The 15,461-nt window shown below is 69.9% G+C and carries 14 protein-coding genes and 2 pseudogenes; 6 read left to right on the top strand and 10 right to left on the bottom strand.

Going from position 1 to position 15,461, the window contains the following annotated elements:
- Positions 1-15: 15 nt before the first annotated feature.
- Positions 16-258 (top strand): annotated as a pseudogene (locus tag ACZ39I_RS19365) (class I SAM-dependent methyltransferase); the annotation flags it as partial.
- Between the two features lie 653 nt (positions 259-911).
- Here ACZ39I_RS19365 and arsM read toward each other — a convergent pair.
- Positions 912-1,697, bottom strand: a complete 786-nt coding sequence (arsM, locus tag ACZ39I_RS19360; RefSeq protein WP_467245560.1) for an arsenite methyltransferase — start codon at positions 1,695-1,697, stop codon at positions 912-914.
- A 35-nt stretch (positions 1,698-1,732) separates the two neighbouring features.
- Positions 1,733-2,431, bottom strand: a complete 699-nt coding sequence (locus tag ACZ39I_RS19355) for an NADPH-dependent F420 reductase (protein ID WP_467245559.1) — start codon at positions 2,429-2,431, stop codon at positions 1,733-1,735.
- Positions 2,432-2,601: 170 nt separating this feature from the next.
- Between ACZ39I_RS19355 and ACZ39I_RS19350 the strand changes: the two genes are divergently transcribed.
- Positions 2,602-3,831, top strand: coding sequence for a PP2C family protein-serine/threonine phosphatase (locus ACZ39I_RS19350; RefSeq protein WP_467245558.1), 1,230 nt, complete (start codon positions 2,602-2,604; stop codon positions 3,829-3,831).
- A gap of 37 nt (positions 3,832-3,868) precedes the next feature.
- Here the strand turns inward: ACZ39I_RS19350 and ACZ39I_RS19345 are convergent, their stop codons facing one another.
- The 5 genes from ACZ39I_RS19345 to ACZ39I_RS19325 form a co-directional block, all read right to left on the bottom strand.
- A complete protein-coding gene (locus tag ACZ39I_RS19345) occupies positions 3,869-5,500 on the bottom strand; it encodes a serine/threonine-protein kinase (RefSeq protein WP_467245557.1) in 1,632 nt (543 codons plus the stop codon).
- A gap of 152 nt (positions 5,501-5,652) precedes the next feature.
- Complete coding sequence (gene tatA / locus ACZ39I_RS19340) at positions 5,653-5,928, bottom strand: Sec-independent protein translocase subunit TatA (protein ID WP_467245556.1); 276 nt, start codon at positions 5,926-5,928, stop codon at positions 5,653-5,655.
- Between the two features lie 72 nt (positions 5,929-6,000).
- Positions 6,001-7,707 (bottom strand): LCP family protein, encoded by a 1,707-nt coding sequence (locus ACZ39I_RS19335; RefSeq protein ID WP_467245555.1) that lies wholly within the window; start codon positions 7,705-7,707, stop codon positions 6,001-6,003.
- 211 nt (positions 7,708-7,918) lie between these two features.
- The gene (locus ACZ39I_RS19330; RefSeq protein ID WP_467245554.1) at positions 7,919-8,635 is read right to left on the bottom strand and encodes a transglycosylase SLT domain-containing protein; all 717 of its coding nucleotides are present in this window, start codon (positions 8,633-8,635) and stop codon (positions 7,919-7,921) included.
- Between the two features lie 40 nt (positions 8,636-8,675).
- Positions 8,676-9,032: an ArsR/SmtB family transcription factor gene (locus ACZ39I_RS19325; RefSeq protein ID WP_467245553.1), complete on the bottom strand. Its 357-nt coding sequence runs from the start codon at positions 9,030-9,032 to the stop codon at positions 8,676-8,678.
- Between the two features lie 268 nt (positions 9,033-9,300).
- On the opposite strand from ACZ39I_RS19325, the gene ACZ39I_RS19320 reads away from it, so the two are divergent.
- Positions 9,301-9,567 carry a GlsB/YeaQ/YmgE family stress response membrane protein gene (locus tag ACZ39I_RS19320; protein WP_467245552.1) on the top strand — a complete coding sequence of 89 codons (267 nt, stop codon included), beginning with the start codon at positions 9,301-9,303 and terminating at the stop codon, positions 9,565-9,567.
- Between the two features lie 32 nt (positions 9,568-9,599).
- Here the strand turns inward: ACZ39I_RS19320 and ACZ39I_RS19315 are convergent, their stop codons facing one another.
- Positions 9,600-9,749: a hypothetical protein gene (locus tag ACZ39I_RS19315; RefSeq protein ID WP_467245551.1), complete on the bottom strand. Its 150-nt coding sequence runs from the start codon at positions 9,747-9,749 to the stop codon at positions 9,600-9,602.
- A gap of 126 nt (positions 9,750-9,875) precedes the next feature.
- Between ACZ39I_RS19315 and ACZ39I_RS19310 the strand changes: the two are divergent.
- Positions 9,876-10,138, top strand: a pseudogene (locus tag ACZ39I_RS19310) (GlsB/YeaQ/YmgE family stress response membrane protein).
- A gap of 436 nt (positions 10,139-10,574) precedes the next feature.
- Here the strand turns inward: ACZ39I_RS19310 and ACZ39I_RS19305 are convergent.
- Together ACZ39I_RS19305 and ACZ39I_RS19300 are read right to left on the bottom strand one after the other, a co-directional pair.
- Entirely contained in the window at positions 10,575-11,366 is a 792-nt protein-coding gene (locus ACZ39I_RS19305) for a hypothetical protein (protein WP_467245550.1), read from the bottom strand.
- Positions 11,363-11,986, bottom strand: a complete 624-nt coding sequence (locus ACZ39I_RS19300) for an ABC transporter ATP-binding protein (protein ID WP_467245708.1) — start codon at positions 11,984-11,986, stop codon at positions 11,363-11,365. The genes ACZ39I_RS19305 and ACZ39I_RS19300 overlap by 4 nt, the downstream gene beginning before the upstream one ends.
- Positions 11,987-12,276: 290 nt before the next feature.
- Here ACZ39I_RS19300 and ACZ39I_RS19295 point away from each other — a divergent pair, with 290 nt between their 5' ends.
- Entirely contained in the window at positions 12,277-13,476 is a 1,200-nt protein-coding gene (locus tag ACZ39I_RS19295; RefSeq protein ID WP_467245549.1) for a flavin-containing monooxygenase, read from the top strand.
- A 170-nt stretch (positions 13,477-13,646) separates the two neighbouring features.
- Positions 13,647-15,332 carry a ribonuclease J gene (locus ACZ39I_RS19290; protein ID WP_352386281.1) on the top strand — a complete coding sequence of 562 codons (1,686 nt, stop codon included), beginning with the start codon at positions 13,647-13,649 and terminating at the stop codon, positions 15,330-15,332.
- The last annotated feature ends 129 nt before the right edge of the window (positions 15,333-15,461 follow it).

The raw sequence follows: 15,461 nt of genomic DNA, 5'->3' as shown, positions 1-15,461 counted from the left end.
CGGCAGCATGCCGTGATGCGCATCAACACCGCCTACGAAGGCGCCCTCGGCGACCACTTCGCCGACAACGCGACAGACGGCCCCTCCAACGCCCACACCGACCGGCCCGCCATGTTCGCCCTGGCCGGTGAGGTCACCGGGCTGCGCGTCCTCGACATCGGCTGCGGCGCCGGGCACTACATCACGGAACTGCGGGCCAGGGGCACGGCCGAGGTGGTCGGCGTCGAGGGCAGCGCGACCCTGTTGCGCCATGCCCGTGATCGCGTGGGCGACGACGACGCCGTCACCCTGCACCACCACGACCTGGAGGAACCCCTCGGCTTCCTGCCCACGACTCGTTCGACCTGGCGGTCCTGGCAGCCCTGGTCCACCATCACCTGGAGGCCCGTCGGGAGCTGCTGGCTGAAGTCCACCGCGTCCTGCGTCCCGGCGGGACCCTGCTGGTCTCCACGCTTCACCCGACCGCCGACTGGGTCTGGCACGGTGGCTCCTACTTCGACGAGGACCGTGTCGAGACGCGGTTCGGAGACAGCGGCACGACGCACTCGTACCGCCGTATGACGATGCAGACCTTCCTGGGCGAACTCCTCGACGCCGGGTTCGCCCTGGAGCGGTTCGTGGAGCCACGGGCCACGGAGGCGGCCCCCGCGTGGACGAGAGCCGCTACCTCAAGACCCACCGGACGCCGTTCTTCGTCGCCGTCCGCATGCGGAAGAACCCTCCCGTCCTCCCCCGCGCGGACGTTTCCTGATCAGCCTGACAGCGGCCGTGAGGATTCCGGGGGGCCGCCCGGCGCCGGGCAACTCACCACGGACGGTGCACGGCCACATCGAGCACCTGTTCCGCAAGACGGCCCCGCCTCCCCCGCCGGAGCCACGGTGCCCGCCCGGCCGCACGGGGCGACGTCCGCGTCAGGTCGTGGCCTCGCCGACCGTACCGTCCCGGTCCGCGGTGGGCTTGGTGGCGCGGACTATGGCCGAGTGCAGGCCGTCGGCGACCGGGTGGGTGGGGACGATCTCGACGCCGGTGAAGCCCGCGGCTTCCAGGCCCGCGCGGTACTCGGCGAAGGACAGGGCTCCCGCGATGCAGCCGACGTCGTCCCCGCGTCGTGCCCGCTGTGCGGCGGTGAGGGCGTCGTCGGCGACGACGTCGGAGACCCCGATGCGGCCGCCGGGCCTGAGCACGCGGAAGGTCTCCGCGAAGACGGCGGGCTTGTCGACGGACAGGTTGATCACACAGTTCGAGATCACGACGTCGACCGTGTTCGCGGGCAGCGGGATCGCCTCGATGGTGCCCTTGAGGAACTCCACGTTGGTGGCGCCCGCCTTCGCCGCGTTGGCCACGGCGAGGGCGAGCATCTCCTCGGTCATGTCCAGCCCGTACGCCCTGCCCGTCGGTCCGACGCGGCGGGCGGAGAGCAGGACGTCGATGCCGCCGCCGGACCCGAGATCGAGGACCCGTTCGCCCTCGCGCAGTTCGGCCACGGCGGTCGGGTTGCCGCAGCCGAGGGAGGCGGCGACGGCCTCGGCGGGCAGCGTGTCGCGCTCGTCCGCGCCGTACAGGGTCGAGCCGAAGTTCTCGTCGGCCTCGACCGGTTCGGGCCCGCAACCGGCGTTGCCTCCTTCGGTGACCTGGGCGGCCGCCGCCGCGTACCGTTGGCGGACGGTCTCGCGCAGATCGGTGGACTGCTCGCTCATGACCTCTCCTCCCCGCTGACTTCGTGGTCGCCGGATCAGCCGCCGTGCCGGGCGCCCTGGACATGGAAGTTGAAGTCGCCGTGGCCGAGCGTGCCGTACAGGCGCAGCCAGATCGGCAGGAGCATCTCCACGCCGCGGGCGCTGGTGATGTCGCCCAGGTCGATGACGCTCGCCTCGGGCCACCCGAAGGAGCCGAGCAGCGCGGTGACGGACTTCTTGGCGCCGGTGTCGTCGCCGCTGACGAACACGGTGTGCTCCCCCGGCACCCGGGACGGATCCACCATGACGAAACAGTTCATGGTGTTGAGGGTCTTGACGACCTTGGCCTCGGGGAATGCGCGCTGGATGCGTTCGCCGAGGCTGTCGGTGTTGACCGGGTCCAGCGTCGGCGGCATCCCGGCGGAGAAGTCCAGCGGGTTGGCGACATCGATCAGGATCTTGCCGCTCAGGTTGGCTGCGCCCGCCGACAGCAGTGCGGTGAGGCTCTGCCCGCCCGCCGTGGTGTTGACGACCGTCTCGCCGAACGCCGCGGCCGCCTCGAAGGTCTCCAGACGCACCTGGCCGTGGTCGGCGTGCCACTGGGCGAACGGCGGATTGCCCATGCCGTCGGGTTCGGTACGGGCGAGAGTGGACTCCGGATCGCGGGTGCCGATGACGACGTCGTGACCGAGGGAGGCGAGCTTGCCGGCGATCGTCCGGCCGACGATGCCGGTACCGAGGACTGCGTAACGCATACGAGTGGTCCTTCCGGGACTCGGGCGATCGGCCGCAGGGGCCGCGCCCATGACGAATCCGAGCCAGGTCGTTCGCTGCCGCGTGATGACGGTAGCTGTCCAGATGTCGGCACGATCCCCTCTATCGTGGAAAATCACATCATGATGGCTCGTGTCGAGGCAGGCTGCACATGAGGAATCCGCAGATCGACTACGCGGCGGTATTCCGGGCCCTGCCCGGCATGGTGGCGCTACTGACGCCCGAACTGGTGTACGTCGACGTCAACGACGACTTCGTACGCCTCACCGGTCGCGCCCGTGAGCAGCTGCTGGGCCGCTACATCTTCGACGTCTTCCCCGAGAACCCCCATGACCCGGCCGCGGCCGGGATGCGGGAGACACGGGAATCGATGCTGCGCGCGGTGACCACCGGCGAGCGCGACACCATGGCGGTGGTCCGCTACGACATCGAGGACCCCCAGCGTGTGGGCCACTGGCAGGAACACTTCTGGAGCCCGGTCAACGCCCCCGTCCTCGGCACCGACGGGAAGGTGACCCTCATCGTGCACCGGGTGGAGGAGGTCACCGAGCTCATCCGCGCCCACGGCGGACTGGGCGAAGGCGGCCGGGCCCGCGTGCTGGAGGCCGAGCTGTACACCCGGGCGAGGGAACTCCAGGAGGTGAACGAACGCCTGCGCAAGGCCCACGCCCGCGAACGCGAGGTCGCCCTGGCTCTTCAGGAGGCCATGCTGCCCGCCCCCAGGCCCGTGGGCCGCCATCAGGCCGCCGTCCGCTACCGGCCCGCCGTGGGCGCCCTCAACGTGTGCGGTGACTGGTACGACCTGGTCGACCTGCCGGGCGACCGGCTCGCCGTCGCCGTCGGTGACGTCGTGGGGCACGGTCTGGCGGCCGCCTGTGTCATGGGCCAGCTGCGCAGCGCGCTGAGCGCCGCCGCCCGCGTCGCCGACGGCCCGGCGCGGGCACTGGAGGCGCTCGGGCTGTACGCCCGCTCCGTGGACGGCGCCGAGTCGACCACGGCGGCCACGGCCTTCATCGACTGGGACGACCGCACCCTCACCTACAGCAGCGCCGGCCACCTGCCGCCCGCCCTGCTGCACCCGGACGGCACGGTGTCCTTCCTGGACCGGGCCACCGACCCGCCGCTCGGCGCCAGCCCCGAACACGCCACCCGTCCGGAGGCGGTCTCGCCCTTCGACGAGGGCGCCACGCTGGTCCTCTACACCGACGGTCTGATCGAGCGCCGCACCGAGGACATCGACGCCGGTCTGGCCCGTCTCACCGACGCGCTCACCCGCCACCGCCACGCCGGCCCCGAGGACCTGGCCGACGCACTCCTGACGGACCTGCTCCCGCCCACCGGCAACTCCGACGACACCGCTCTCGTCGTCATCCGCCTCTGAACGGACCCGCCGCGGCGCCTCGAGGTCGTAGGGGCCCTCAGTTCTCCGCGGGCATCACGCGGGTCACCTTGCCCTTGGGGGTCGCGTCCATATAGCCCGACTGGCTGTACTCGTTGCTCAGGTAGACGGCCATGCCGAGGGGGGTGTCGAACGTGTCATTGGGCTGTCTCACCAGCACGTAACGGGTGTTCGGGTTATCGACGTTGAGTTTCTTGCGGGCCTCGTCGAGGAGCCTGGGCACCTTGTTCCAGTCGAAGCCGTCGAGGTCGAAGGGCTGGTCGCCGCCGGACAGGGTTCCCTTGATGATGCCCTTCTCCACGCCCGTCCCCAGGCGGTAGGTGTAGGTGTCGTACTTGCTGTCGCTCCCGTTGACCATCATTTCGGCCGACGCGAAGTCGTCGTAGACGGTGAAGTCGCCGAACCTGTCCCGGCCGCTCTCCTGCTGCAACGCCTTGATGGCGGTGCGGATGCCGTCGGGGGTGAGCAGGGTCGTGGCCGTCGTGCCCGTCGTGTCCTTCGACTGCCGGGCTGCCGGGGCCGCGGCCGGCGAGCCGGTCGACTCCGGGGCCGAGGAGGCGAAGGACGAGGCGCCGGCGCCCGTGGTGCCGCCCGAACCGCCCGAGTCTCCCCCGGAGGGCAGCAGCCACCACATCAGGATCATGGCGCTCGCGACGGAGGTTCCCGCGACGCCGAGCAGGAAGCCCGGTCGGGGCCGGTTCCCGCGGCCCGCCCGGACGGGTGAGGTCACCGGCTGGCCCGTTCCGGCGGGGGCACCGACGAAAGGAGTCGTGGGCTGATGCCACGCGGTCCCCGGTCCGCCCCGCCCCGACTCGATCTCGGCCAGCCACCGGTCCAGCACGGCGGACGACGGCCGCGCCGCCGGATCCCGTACGAGCACGCTCATGAGTACGTCGCCCAGGGCACCGGACCGCACCGGTGGCGGCACGCTCTCGTTGAGGACCGCGGCGAGGGTGGCGAGGGTGCTGCCGCGGCGCAGCGGGTGGTGTCCCTCCACGGCGGTGTACAGCATCATCGCGAGCGACCACAGGTCGGAGGCGGCTCCGCCCTCGTGGCCGGAGATCCGCTCCGGTGCCATGAAGTCGGGGGTGCCGATGATGGATCCGGTGGCGGTGAGGCTGGTCGTCTCACGGATCGCGGCGATACCGAAGTCGGTGAGCACGGGGCGCCCGTCGGATCTCAGCAGGACGTTGGCGGGCTTGACGTCCCGGTGCTGGATGCCGGCGTCGTGCGCGGCGGCCAGCGCGGCCAGCACACCTCGGCCGATTCGTGCCGCCTCGGCCGGCGGCATCGGCCCCTGGGCGAGCCGGTCGGCGAGCGAGCCGCCGCTGACCAGCTCCATGACGATCCAGGGGTAGGTGCCCTCGCCGCCGTCGACTATGTGGTGGATGGTCACGACGTTGGGATGGTCGATCCGGGCCAGGGCCCGTGCCTCGCGCAGCACCCGTTCCCGCAGCATCCGCGCGCCGTCGGGGTCGTACTCGGCGAGGTCCCGGTCGGGCGGGCGGACCTCCTTGACCGCGACCATCCTGTGCAGCACCAGGTCCCTGGCCCGCCAGACCGTGCCCATCCCGCCGCCGCCGAGACGGGCCTCCAACTCGAAGCGCCCGTCGACGACTCGTCTGCCGGGGCCCTCGTCTGACTCACTCATGGGCGGGAGCTTAGTGGCCCCCACCGACACCGTTCGCCGCCTCCCCGATCACGACCGCGGAGCGCGGGAGGAGTCGGCGTTCGCGTGTTCCGGCTCGGGCGCATCCGCCCTCACGGGCCTGGCCGACGGCGGGTCAGACGGCGTACCGGAGCTCAGTGAGCCGGGTTGGCCTCGGCCGTCCGCTGCGCTGCCGCCGACTCTCCGGGCGCGGCCTGGACGGCCTGTGCGGTCTGCTCGGCGGGGGCGGCCGGGGCGGCGGTGCTCTGTGCGGTGCCGTCCTCCTTCATGGCCTTGGCCTCGCTCTTGAGGATGCGCATCGACTTGCCGAGCCCGCGGGCGGCCTCGGGCAGCTTCTTCGAGCCGAACAGCACGATGATCATGATCGCCACGATCAGCAGGTGCCAGGGCTCCAGTCCGTTGCGCAGCATGCCGCACGTCCCTTCTCGACGCTCATTGTTGCCAGCTTGCGCAACTGTACAACCACGGGCCCGGTCCCGGCCTCACTCGTCGGAGTCCTTCTTGTCGGTCGCCTCCGCGTACGCCTGTGCCGGTGTCATCGGCACCCCTTTGAGGGAGACCGTCTTGTAGGGGCTGACCTCGGCGCACTTCTTGGCCTCGTCGGCGGTCTGCGCGTGGGCGTTGGACACCGCGGCTTTGGTGTCGGTGGGCGCCGGGGAGGACGAACCGCCCGGAAACGTGCTGCCGCTCGTCCAATCCCCGCCGATCACCAGCGTCAGGCCGGTTCCGGTGCCCTCCTTGACGTGCGAGGTGGGCAGTCCGAGCGCCTTGGCCGCCGTCTGGGCCTCGGCCTTCTGGCCGGTGCCGTAGGTGAGGGTGGTGGTCGTCGCGGGGCTCGGCGCGTTGGCGGTGGTCGTGGCGGAGCTGAAACCCTGGCCGGTGAGCGCGTTGGCGATGTCGGAGGCGCGACCGGTGATCTCGGTGCCGTTCTCGACGGTCACGGCGATCTTGGAGGCCGGTACCGCCGTGGCCGTGGCCGTCGCGGCGGCCGCCACGGACTTCTTGCCGGAGCCGGTGGTCAGGGACTGGTCGTCGGCGATGCTTGAGAAGAGGGCCTTGGCCCCCGCGCCCACCACCACCCGGTTCGTGTCGTTCGGATCGGCGGCGGTCTGCATCGTGGTGAAGGTCATCCGCTTGGTGGGGACCTTGTTCACGTCGGCCGCGAGCCCGATCAGCTTCTTGACGCTGCCGAGACCGTCGTCCACGGTGAGCGCCTTGGTCGCGGCGTCGGCGAGGGCGTAGACCGCGGTGGGGTCGGTGAGCGTGCCCGCGCTCTTGAACTTCCGGATCATCGCGCTGAGGAAGATGTGCTGGGAGACCGTACGACCGAGGTCGCTGCCGTCCCCGAAACCGTGCCGGGAGCGGACGAACTCCAGGGCCGCCTCGCCCTTGAGGGTGTGGTCGCCCCGGGACAGTTTCAGGTGCGAGTAGGTGTCGTAAACGTTGTTGTTGACGCACACGGAGACACCGCCGACCGCGTCGGACATCTTGACCACGCTGGAGAAGTCGAGCTTGACGAAGTGGTCGATGGGGATGCCGGTGAGCTGGTGGATGGTGGCCACCTGGCAGGCGGGACCGTACCGGAGGGCGGTGTTGATCTGGCCGTAGTAGCCGGACGTGGACTGGCCGCCCCCACTGTCCTTGCAGGCCGGGACGTTGACCATGGTGTCGCGGGGGATGCTCATGACGGTGGCGTTGGAACGGTCGGCGGATATGTGCACCACCATCTGCACGTCCGCGTTGCCGTTGCCGCTCTGCACCCCGGTCTGGGAGCAGCCGCCGCCCAGCTTGCAGTCCGCCTTGCTGGTCCGGCCGTCCGAGCCCATGACCAGGATGTTGATCGGGGTACGACCGAACGCGTCGGCCTTCTCCGAGCCGCCCTTGCCGTCGAGCGAGACGCTGTTGATGTTGCCGTTGAGGTGCTGGTAGAACCACCAGCCGACCCCGGCCGTGCCCAGGACGAGGATCGCCAGACACATTCCGACGATCTTCAGCACCCGCCTACCGCGCCGTACCGGACGAGCCCGGCGACGCGACCGCTTGCCGCCCTGCGAGCGGGCCGCCTCCCGGGCCGCGGCACGGCCGCCGGGCAGAGGTGGCGCGCCGGCCTCGTCCTCCCGCTGCCCCGGCACCCGGCCGGTGCGGCTGCGCGTGGCCTGACCGCCCGGGCTGTCCCACCGGTCGCTCATCTACCACTCCCACGAAACGGTCGGGCCCCTCAGGCCGGGCCATGGAGTGGGCGGCCGGGCGTGCGCGGCGGTGTAAAACAGGCGGAGCGGGAAACTCGCCTAGGTTGCGTAGTTGCGCAATCTAACAAACCCCTGGCCCGGCCAGCACGGACACCGTCGCATTTCACGGGTGAGAGATCTCATGGCGGAAAGCGGCAACCTCCCAGGCACCTCAGCCTTCGCCCACGGATCTTGCCGCCTTCGCCCAGTTGGCACGCAGTTTGTCGAGGTAGGACTGGGCCTGGCTGCCGGGGGTGACGCCGCGCGCGAAGGCGAGCATGTTGCCCGCGCCGGTGTTGTAGCCGAGGGCCAGCAGCTCGTCCTCGCTGTACGGGGCGGACCAGGTGGCGGGCAGGGCGGCCGCCAGGTCGTGCAGGTACCAGGCCTCGGCCTCGATGGCGAGGTCCCGGTCGTCGGGCAGCTCCTCCCAGCTGCGGTGCGCGAACTCCCGGCCCTTCTTGACCTCGTCGAACGTGGCGCGGTGCATGTTGGCGATACCGAAGGCCGCGTCCGGCTTGAGCTTCTGCCAGGCCCGCTCCAGGGACGGGGCGTGCGGTTTGTACGCCTCGTTGTAGAGGATCGCCATCAGCAGCCGGACGTCGACACCGGTCTGCCGGGCACGGCTGCGGACCTGGGAGGCGTAGTCGGCGGGGTCGTACGGCGAAGAGGTTTTCGTGGAGGCCGAAGGCCCCGCCGACGAAGCGACCGAAGGCGGGGCCGAACGCGTGGTCGCGTCTGCCGTCGGGGTCGGTGTGGGGGTGTCCGTCGGGGCCGGAGCCGAGGAATCACCCTGCGAGGTGTTCGCCGCGCGCACGATGACGTACAGCGCGAGAGCGAGGACCACCACCGGGATCCAGCGCCGGCGCCTCGATACCCGGGCATCTTCCATGCCTCGCCCCCTCTCCCGCACCCTTCGTACAGGAGGCGGACTAAGAGCCGCGTGAGGCGGTGCTGTGAGCCCCGAGCGGTCCGGTACGGGCGGTGAGTTGGCCGACCATGACACGGACCACGGTCACGATGTCGGGGTCGTCGACGTAATAGACCTGCCTACGGCCCTCGCGGCGGGACCGCACCAGCCCCGCGAGCTTCAGCTTGGCGAGGTGCTGGCTGACCGCGGGGAGCGCGCCGCCGACCCGGTCGGCGAGGTGGGTGACGTCGCTCTCGCCCTGGGACAGCGCCCACATGATGTGCAGCCGGGCGGAGGAGGCGAGGAGTCCGAACACCGCGGCCGCCTCGGTCAGCACCTCGGCCAACGGATCCTCGAAGCCACCGGCGAGTGTCGCCACGGTCCCCTCCCCCTGCCCCGCCCCGGTCACTGTCGACGCACGTGTGCTCTCTCAGTGTAAGGGCCCTGGGCGTGGCCCACACGAACACCTCCACTTCATCGCTTGCGCAATGTAATAAGCATGTGAAAGAACATCGACGACTTGTCACCAGCACCCCACAAGCCTCTTTCCTCCCTGGCGCCGATCCATAAGCTTGCGCAATCAGGCAACTCAAGCGTCAAGGCCCCGGTGGATCTCGCCCGGCCGGACGCGACTGGAGGACTACCACGTGGGCATCATCGGCTGGATCATTCTGGGTCTGCTCGCCGGAGCCATCGCCAAGATCCTGCTGCCCGGCCGCGACCCGGGCGGCCTGATCGGCACCACCCTCATCGGGGTCGCGGGAGCGTTCGTCGGCGGCTGGCTCTCCGCGCGTCTCCTCGACCGCCCGGTGGAGGGCCACTTCTTCGACCTCTACACCTGGGGCGCGGCGATCGGCGGCTCCCTGGTGCTGCTGATCGGCTACCGCCTCCTGTTCGGCAACTCGCGCAACTGAACCGCGAGTTGCACTCGGTGCTCCGGCAGGGTCTACCGGTCCGGGTGGAGCCGCCGCTCACGGGCCCGCTCCCCGCTGTTCGCCCCGGATGCCCGGCGCACAGCCCAACTCACCGGCACACAGCGGCCGAAGCCCACGGTGACGACGGCGAGGAGGGCGAGCGTCCACCCGGCCGTGGTCACCGACGGGCTCAGTCCACGACCGGGCCGACGCGAATACGGCGACGGCGGACCGTGCGATTCCGTCGGCGGTGTGCCCCCGTTCGGCGGGCACTCGGGCGTCACCAACTACAGATGGGGTGACACCGCATGGAGATCTCAGGCGTGATCAGCGCGATTGTCATCGGCATCGTGATCGGTGTCCTCGGCCGACTGTGGTCCCCGGGCGCCAGCACATCGGCATGCTGTGGACGATCCTGATCGGCATCATCGCCGCCTTCATCGGCACGGGCATCGCGGCAGGGCTCGATGGCGCCGACACCAAGGGCGTCGACTGGATCGAATGGCTGATCCAGATCGCCGTGGCCGCGCTCGGGGTGGCCGCCCTCAGCAAGGTGAAGGTGCGCCACTGACGAGCCGCCCCCAGGGCGTGACCGTCAACTCGGCGTCGCCTGCCGGGTCGTGCCGACCGTGCAGACCCGGCAGGCTCGCCCCGGCGGCCCGGCGGCGCGTTCACCCGTCGAGCACGGCGCCGGCCTTGAGTCGGCCCCTCTCCCTGCCGGTGCTCTCGACGCGGAACAACTGGTGCTCGTCCTACGACAGGTCAGGGCGACCAACTCCGCCACCGCCTCACCCGGCCCTGTTCGAGGCCGGCGCGGCAGTGATGGGTGATCCTGGAGTCGCGTTCCCCCAGCCACTCAGCCATGTCCGTCACCCCGGGCTGCCAAGGCACACGGCCACTTCCTCGATTACATGGCGATATGTCCCTTGCCCCCCCCCGGCAAGGGACTAGCCCGCAGTCCGTGGGCCAACAGCCAACGTCCGGGAGGAAGACCGTCCTCACCGCGATCACCCTGCCTGGACTCGCGTCCGGTGAGACCACGGGGAGCGGGAAGGGCGATGGGTGTGGAGGACGAGCAGCGCCAGGGCGCCGGTCGCTGCGGACCAGGTGAGGGAGAGCAGGCCGTGGGACCAGGGAATGTGCGGGGTGAGGGCTGAGCTCAGCGCCAGCTGGTTCACGCCGTACAGAGGAAGCGCGGACACGCCTGCCACATTCATGAGTGTGTTGAAGACGGGGTTCTGCAGTCCGGTGTCGACCAGGCTGAGCATGATGATGAGGAAGAAGCCCTCCAACTCGCCGTGGACCAGAGAGCCGAGCAGAAGACCGATCCCGCCGTAGGCGAGGCCCGCGCCTGCAAGGGCCAGTCCCAGGGCGCCTGCGTGGCGCACGGGCAGGGAGATCCACAGCAGGATCGTGGTGTAGAAGGCCAGCAGGGCGGCGGTGAGGGCGACGGCAGCAAGTTTGGCCAGGAGCATCGGAAGCCGAGGGTAACCGGCCAGCAGCAGACGGCGGTCCATCTGCCGGGACTGAAAGGTCTCCGTGAAGGTGATGAAGCCGGCGACCATGGTGACGGCGCCCAGCGCGCTGGCCACCTGACCCACCTGACTGGCCGGGGCGGAGGCGGAGGCGCTGATGGCGGCCAGCCAGATGCGCACCAGTGCGTCGGAGGTGCACAGGCGTGCCACGGCGATCCAGAGCGGGATGAACGCCACCGCCAGTGCCAAGGCCAGCCGGTTGCGCAGATGGCCCAGCAGAGTGCAGCGCAGCAGTTCGGTGAATGCCGTCCAGGAGAGCCTCAACGGTCGATCTCCTCGAAGTGCAGACGCCCTTGGCGCAGATGAGCGATCGCGTCGAAGTGGTGCAGTTCGTGCAGCAGGTGCGACACCACGATGATCGAACGACCCTGATCACGCAGATGGGCGGCCAGGGTCCAGAACCGCTGATGGGTGTCCCAGTCAAAGCCCTGGTAGGGCTCGTCCAGGACCAGCAACTGCGGATCGTGCATGAGAGCGATCAGCAGGTTCAGCTTCTGTCGCGTTCCGCCACTGAGCTCGCCGACCTGCTGTCGTCGGCAGCCGGTCAGTGCCAGTAGTTCCATCAGCTCGTCGACGCGCTCCAGCGTCGGCAGCCGGTAGGCCATCTGGAACAACCGCAGATGCTGACCGACGGTGAACGCATCGTTCAGCACCGCTCGTTGCGGGCAGTACCCCACTGACCCGGCCCGTGTCACCGTTCCTCGGTCGGGTGCGAGGTGTCCTACGGCGATCTGCAGCAGAGTGCTCTTGCCCGCCCCGTTCTCACCGACGACTCCTACCAGCGTCCCGGCGGGCACATCGAGGTCGACGTCGCGCAGGACCTGTCTGCCGCCGTACTTCTTGCAGACTCGGCTGATCCGCAGCCGTGGCCGGTGGCGTGTCATTACCATCTACACATAAGCCCCTCGTAAGATCGGACAGGCGTAACGCATCGGCTCGCAGAGGGCCGCCACCGGCAGACCAACACCTACCTGCCTCATCCGGGTCCTGGCCGGTCAGCTGCGCTCGATGCGCACTGCTGCGCGGTTCAACGAGTCCTTACCTGTGGTGTAACGGCAGCCACCGCATCAGCATCGCCACTCCACAGGCTTTATGCCTCCCAGCAGGGCGTGACGTGAGGCGCCATCTGCCGTTGTAGAAGGCGATGCCCCCGACACCACAGCCAGACTTCCACGTGTCCACGATCGTGATCGGAGCCGGTCCCCACGGCCTCGCGGCTGCCGCGCTACTTCGCCGCGCCGGCGTGGCGACCGTGATCCTGGAACGGGCGGACCTGGTGGGAGCGAACTGGACGCAGCGGTATGACCATCTGAGTCTGCACACCACCCCCGGCGCGTCGAAACTCCCCGGCCTGCCGGTGCCCCGCCGGGCGGGCCCATGGGTGAGGCGGGACGACTATGTGCGATACCTGAAGGACTACGCCGCCCATCACCGACTCGACGTCCGGGTGAGCACCCCTGTGCAACGCATCGAACGGGCCGAGCCCGGTTCGGGAGCACAGTGGCTGGTCCACACCCCGGACGGTCCCGTGCCCACTGGCGCGGTCGTGGTGGCCACCGGCCGCTGTCATACCCCGAACCTCCCCCATTGGCCCGGGCGTTCGACCTTCACCGGCACGCTGCTGCACTCGGCCCACTACCGCTCTCCGGTCCCCTACCGCGGGCAGCACGTCCTGGTGGTCGGCGCCGGCAACAGCGGTACCGAGATCGCGAGCGTCCTGGCCGGGGCCGGAACCGATCGGGTACGGATCGCGGTCCGTACCCCACCCAACATCCTGCCCCGCTCCAGCGCCCGATGGCATGCGGTCGGCCGGCTGACGGAGGTCCTCCCGCTCGCGTGGCGCGACCGCACCTCCCTGCTCACGCAACGTCTCGCGGTGCCCGACCTGACCTCGCGGGGACTGCCACGGCCCCGCACAGGCCTGTACACCCGCCACGCCCGCGAAGGCGTCAACCCGGTGCTCGACCACGGCTTCGTGGACGCCGTCCGGTCCGGGCGGGTCGAGCCGGTCGCGGCCGTCCAGGCGTTCGACGGCCCCGACGTGTTACTGGCCGACGGCACCCGACTGCGACCCGACGCGGTCATCGCGGCCACCGGCTACCGGCCCGACCTCCACGACCTGGTCGGGTCCCTGGGCGTACTCGACGAAGCCGGGCAACCCCTCGTCGTAGGGGCACAGACCCATCCCGAAGCCCCGCACTTGTACTTCGCCGGATACACCAATCCCCTCACGGGTGTCCTTCGCCAGGCGGGCATCGAGGCGCGCGCCATCACCCGCGCACTTCGACGTGAGACGGCGCAGGCACCCGTTCTCACCGCCCAGGCCGGTGACCGTACAGCCGACACGCCCCGACAAGGGCATGCTCCGAGCTGACGGAGCGCGTTCGACCTCGATGCTTCAGCGCCATGAGGGCACGCCCGTGCCGTCCACCGGCGTGATCCGATCGTCCCGGGGCGACCACTGCGGACGCCCCGCTCCGTCGAGAAGAAGAGATCACGCAGGCAACGATCAACCCCTCCCGCTCTCCGGGTAACGTTCAAGGTATGAGTCATCCACACCCCGAACTGAAAGCCGCCCCGCCTCTTCCCGAAGGAGGGTTGCGGGTCATCGCCCTGGGCGGCCTGGGTGAGATCGGCCGCAACATGACCGTCTTCGAGCACGCGGGCAAGCTGCTCATCGTCGACTGCGGCGTGCTGTTCCCGGAGGAGACCCAGCCCGGCGTGGACGTCATCCTGCCGGACTTCACCTCGATCCGGGACCGGCTGGACGACATCGTCGCCGTGGTACTCACCCACGGCCACGAGGACCACATCGGCGGCGTGCCGTACCTGCTGCGCGAGCGGCGCGACATCCCCGTCGTCGGCTCCAAGCTGACGCTGGCGTTCCTGGAGGCCAAGCTCAAGGAACACGGCATCCGGCCCCGCACGGTGCGGGTACGGGAGGGCGACCGGCGTACCTTCGGGCCCTTCGACTGCGAGTTCGTCGCGGTCAACCACTCCATCCCGGACAGCCTCGCGGTCGCGATCCGCACCCGCGCCGGGATGGTGCTGCACACCGGCGACTTCAAAATGGACCAGTTCCCCCTCGACGACCGCATCACCGATCTGCGTGCCTTCGCCCGGCTGGGCGAGGAGGGCGTGGACCTCTTCCTCACCGACTCCACCAACGCCGAAGTACCTGGCTTCACCACCTCCGAGCGCGAGCTGAACCCGGCCATCGAGCAGGTGATGCGCACCGCGCCGCGCCGGGTCATCGTCTCCAGCTTCGCCAGCCATGTGCACCGCATCCAGCAGGTCCTCGACGCCGCCCACCAGCACGGCCGCAAGGTCGCCTTCGTCGGCCGCTCGATGGTCCGCAACATGGGCATCGCCCGAGACCTGGGCTATTTGAAGGTCCCCTCCGGTCTGGTCGTGAGCACGAAGGAGCTGGAGAAGCTCCCGGACCACAAGATCACTCTGATCTGCACCGGCTCCCAGGGCGAACCGATGGCCGCGCTGTCACGGATGGCCACCCGCGACCACCAGATCCGCATCGGCAAGGGCGACACCGTCCTGCTCGCCAGCTCCCTCATCCCCGGCAACGAGAACGCCATCTACCGGGTGATCAACGGGCTTACCCGGTGGGGCGCCCACGTGGTCCACAAGGGCAACGCCAAGGTGCACGTCTCCGGGCACGCCAGCGCCGGCGAACTCGTCTACTGCTACAACATCGTCAAACCCCGCAACGTCATGCCCGTGCACGGCGAATGGCGCCACCTGCGGGCCAACGGCGACCTCGCCATCCGTACCGGCATCGACCCCGACCGGGTCGTCATCGCCGAGGACGGTGTCGTCGTCGACCTCGTCGACGGCCGCGCCTCCATCACCGGCAAGGTCCCCGCCGGCAACGTCTACGTGGACGGCATGGAAGTCGGCGGCGCCACCGAAGCGTCCCTCAAGGACCGCCTCACCCTCGCCGAGGAAGGCGTGGTCACGGTGGTGGCGATCGTCGACGCGGACACCGGCGCCCTGGCCGAGGCTCCCGACTTCCTGGCCCGCGGCTTCGTCCACGACGAGACCACCTTCGAGCCGGTGATCCCCGTCATCGAGAAGACGTTGGCCACCGCTGCCGAGGAAGGCGTCGGGGACGCCCGTCAACTCGAACAGCTCGTTGCCCGCGCCGTGGGCAACTGGGCGTTTCGCACCCACCGCCGCAAGCCCCTCATCATCCCCGTCATCATCGACGCCTGAGCCACGGCCGGGCAGCACGGTCCCCGGTTCCGCTCGCGGTCTCGCTGGCATCGCAGCCGAGCACAGGAGTCGGCAGCAACCCTGGGAAGCCGGGGCGGCACCGAGCTTTTGGCGCCGCCCCCTCGCGCC

Source organism: Streptomyces sp. NPDC024687, from assembly GCF_055559055.1.
This window is presented reverse-complemented; position numbering and strand designations above follow the sequence as displayed.

Excerpts from the sequence above, each read along its gene's own strand:
- ACZ39I_RS19290 (WP_352386281.1), top strand. The coding sequence starts at position 13,647 with ATGAGTCATCCACACCCCGAACTGAAAGCCGCCCCGCCTCTTCCCGAA.
- ACZ39I_RS19355 (WP_467245559.1), bottom strand. The coding sequence starts at position 2,431 with ATGCGTTACGCAGTCCTCGGTACCGGCATCGTCGGCCGGACGATCGCC.
- tatA (WP_467245556.1), bottom strand. The coding sequence starts at position 5,928 with ATGCTGCGCAACGGACTGGAGCCCTGGCACCTGCTGATCGTGGCGATC.
- ACZ39I_RS19335 (WP_467245555.1), bottom strand. The coding sequence starts at position 7,707 with ATGAGCGACCGGTGGGACAGCCCGGGCGGTCAGGCCACGCGCAGCCGC.
- ACZ39I_RS19350 (WP_467245558.1), top strand. The coding sequence starts at position 2,602 with ATGAGGAATCCGCAGATCGACTACGCGGCGGTATTCCGGGCCCTGCCC.
- arsM (WP_467245560.1), bottom strand. The coding sequence starts at position 1,697 with ATGAGCGAGCAGTCCACCGATCTGCGCGAGACCGTCCGCCAACGGTAC.
- ACZ39I_RS19330 (WP_467245554.1), bottom strand. The coding sequence starts at position 8,635 with ATGGAAGATGCCCGGGTATCGAGGCGCCGGCGCTGGATCCCGGTGGTG.
- ACZ39I_RS19345 (WP_467245557.1), bottom strand. The coding sequence starts at position 5,500 with ATGAGTGAGTCAGACGAGGGCCCCGGCAGACGAGTCGTCGACGGGCGC.
- ACZ39I_RS19300 (WP_467245708.1), bottom strand. The coding sequence starts at position 11,986 with ATGACACGCCACCGGCCACGGCTGCGGATCAGCCGAGTCTGCAAGAAG.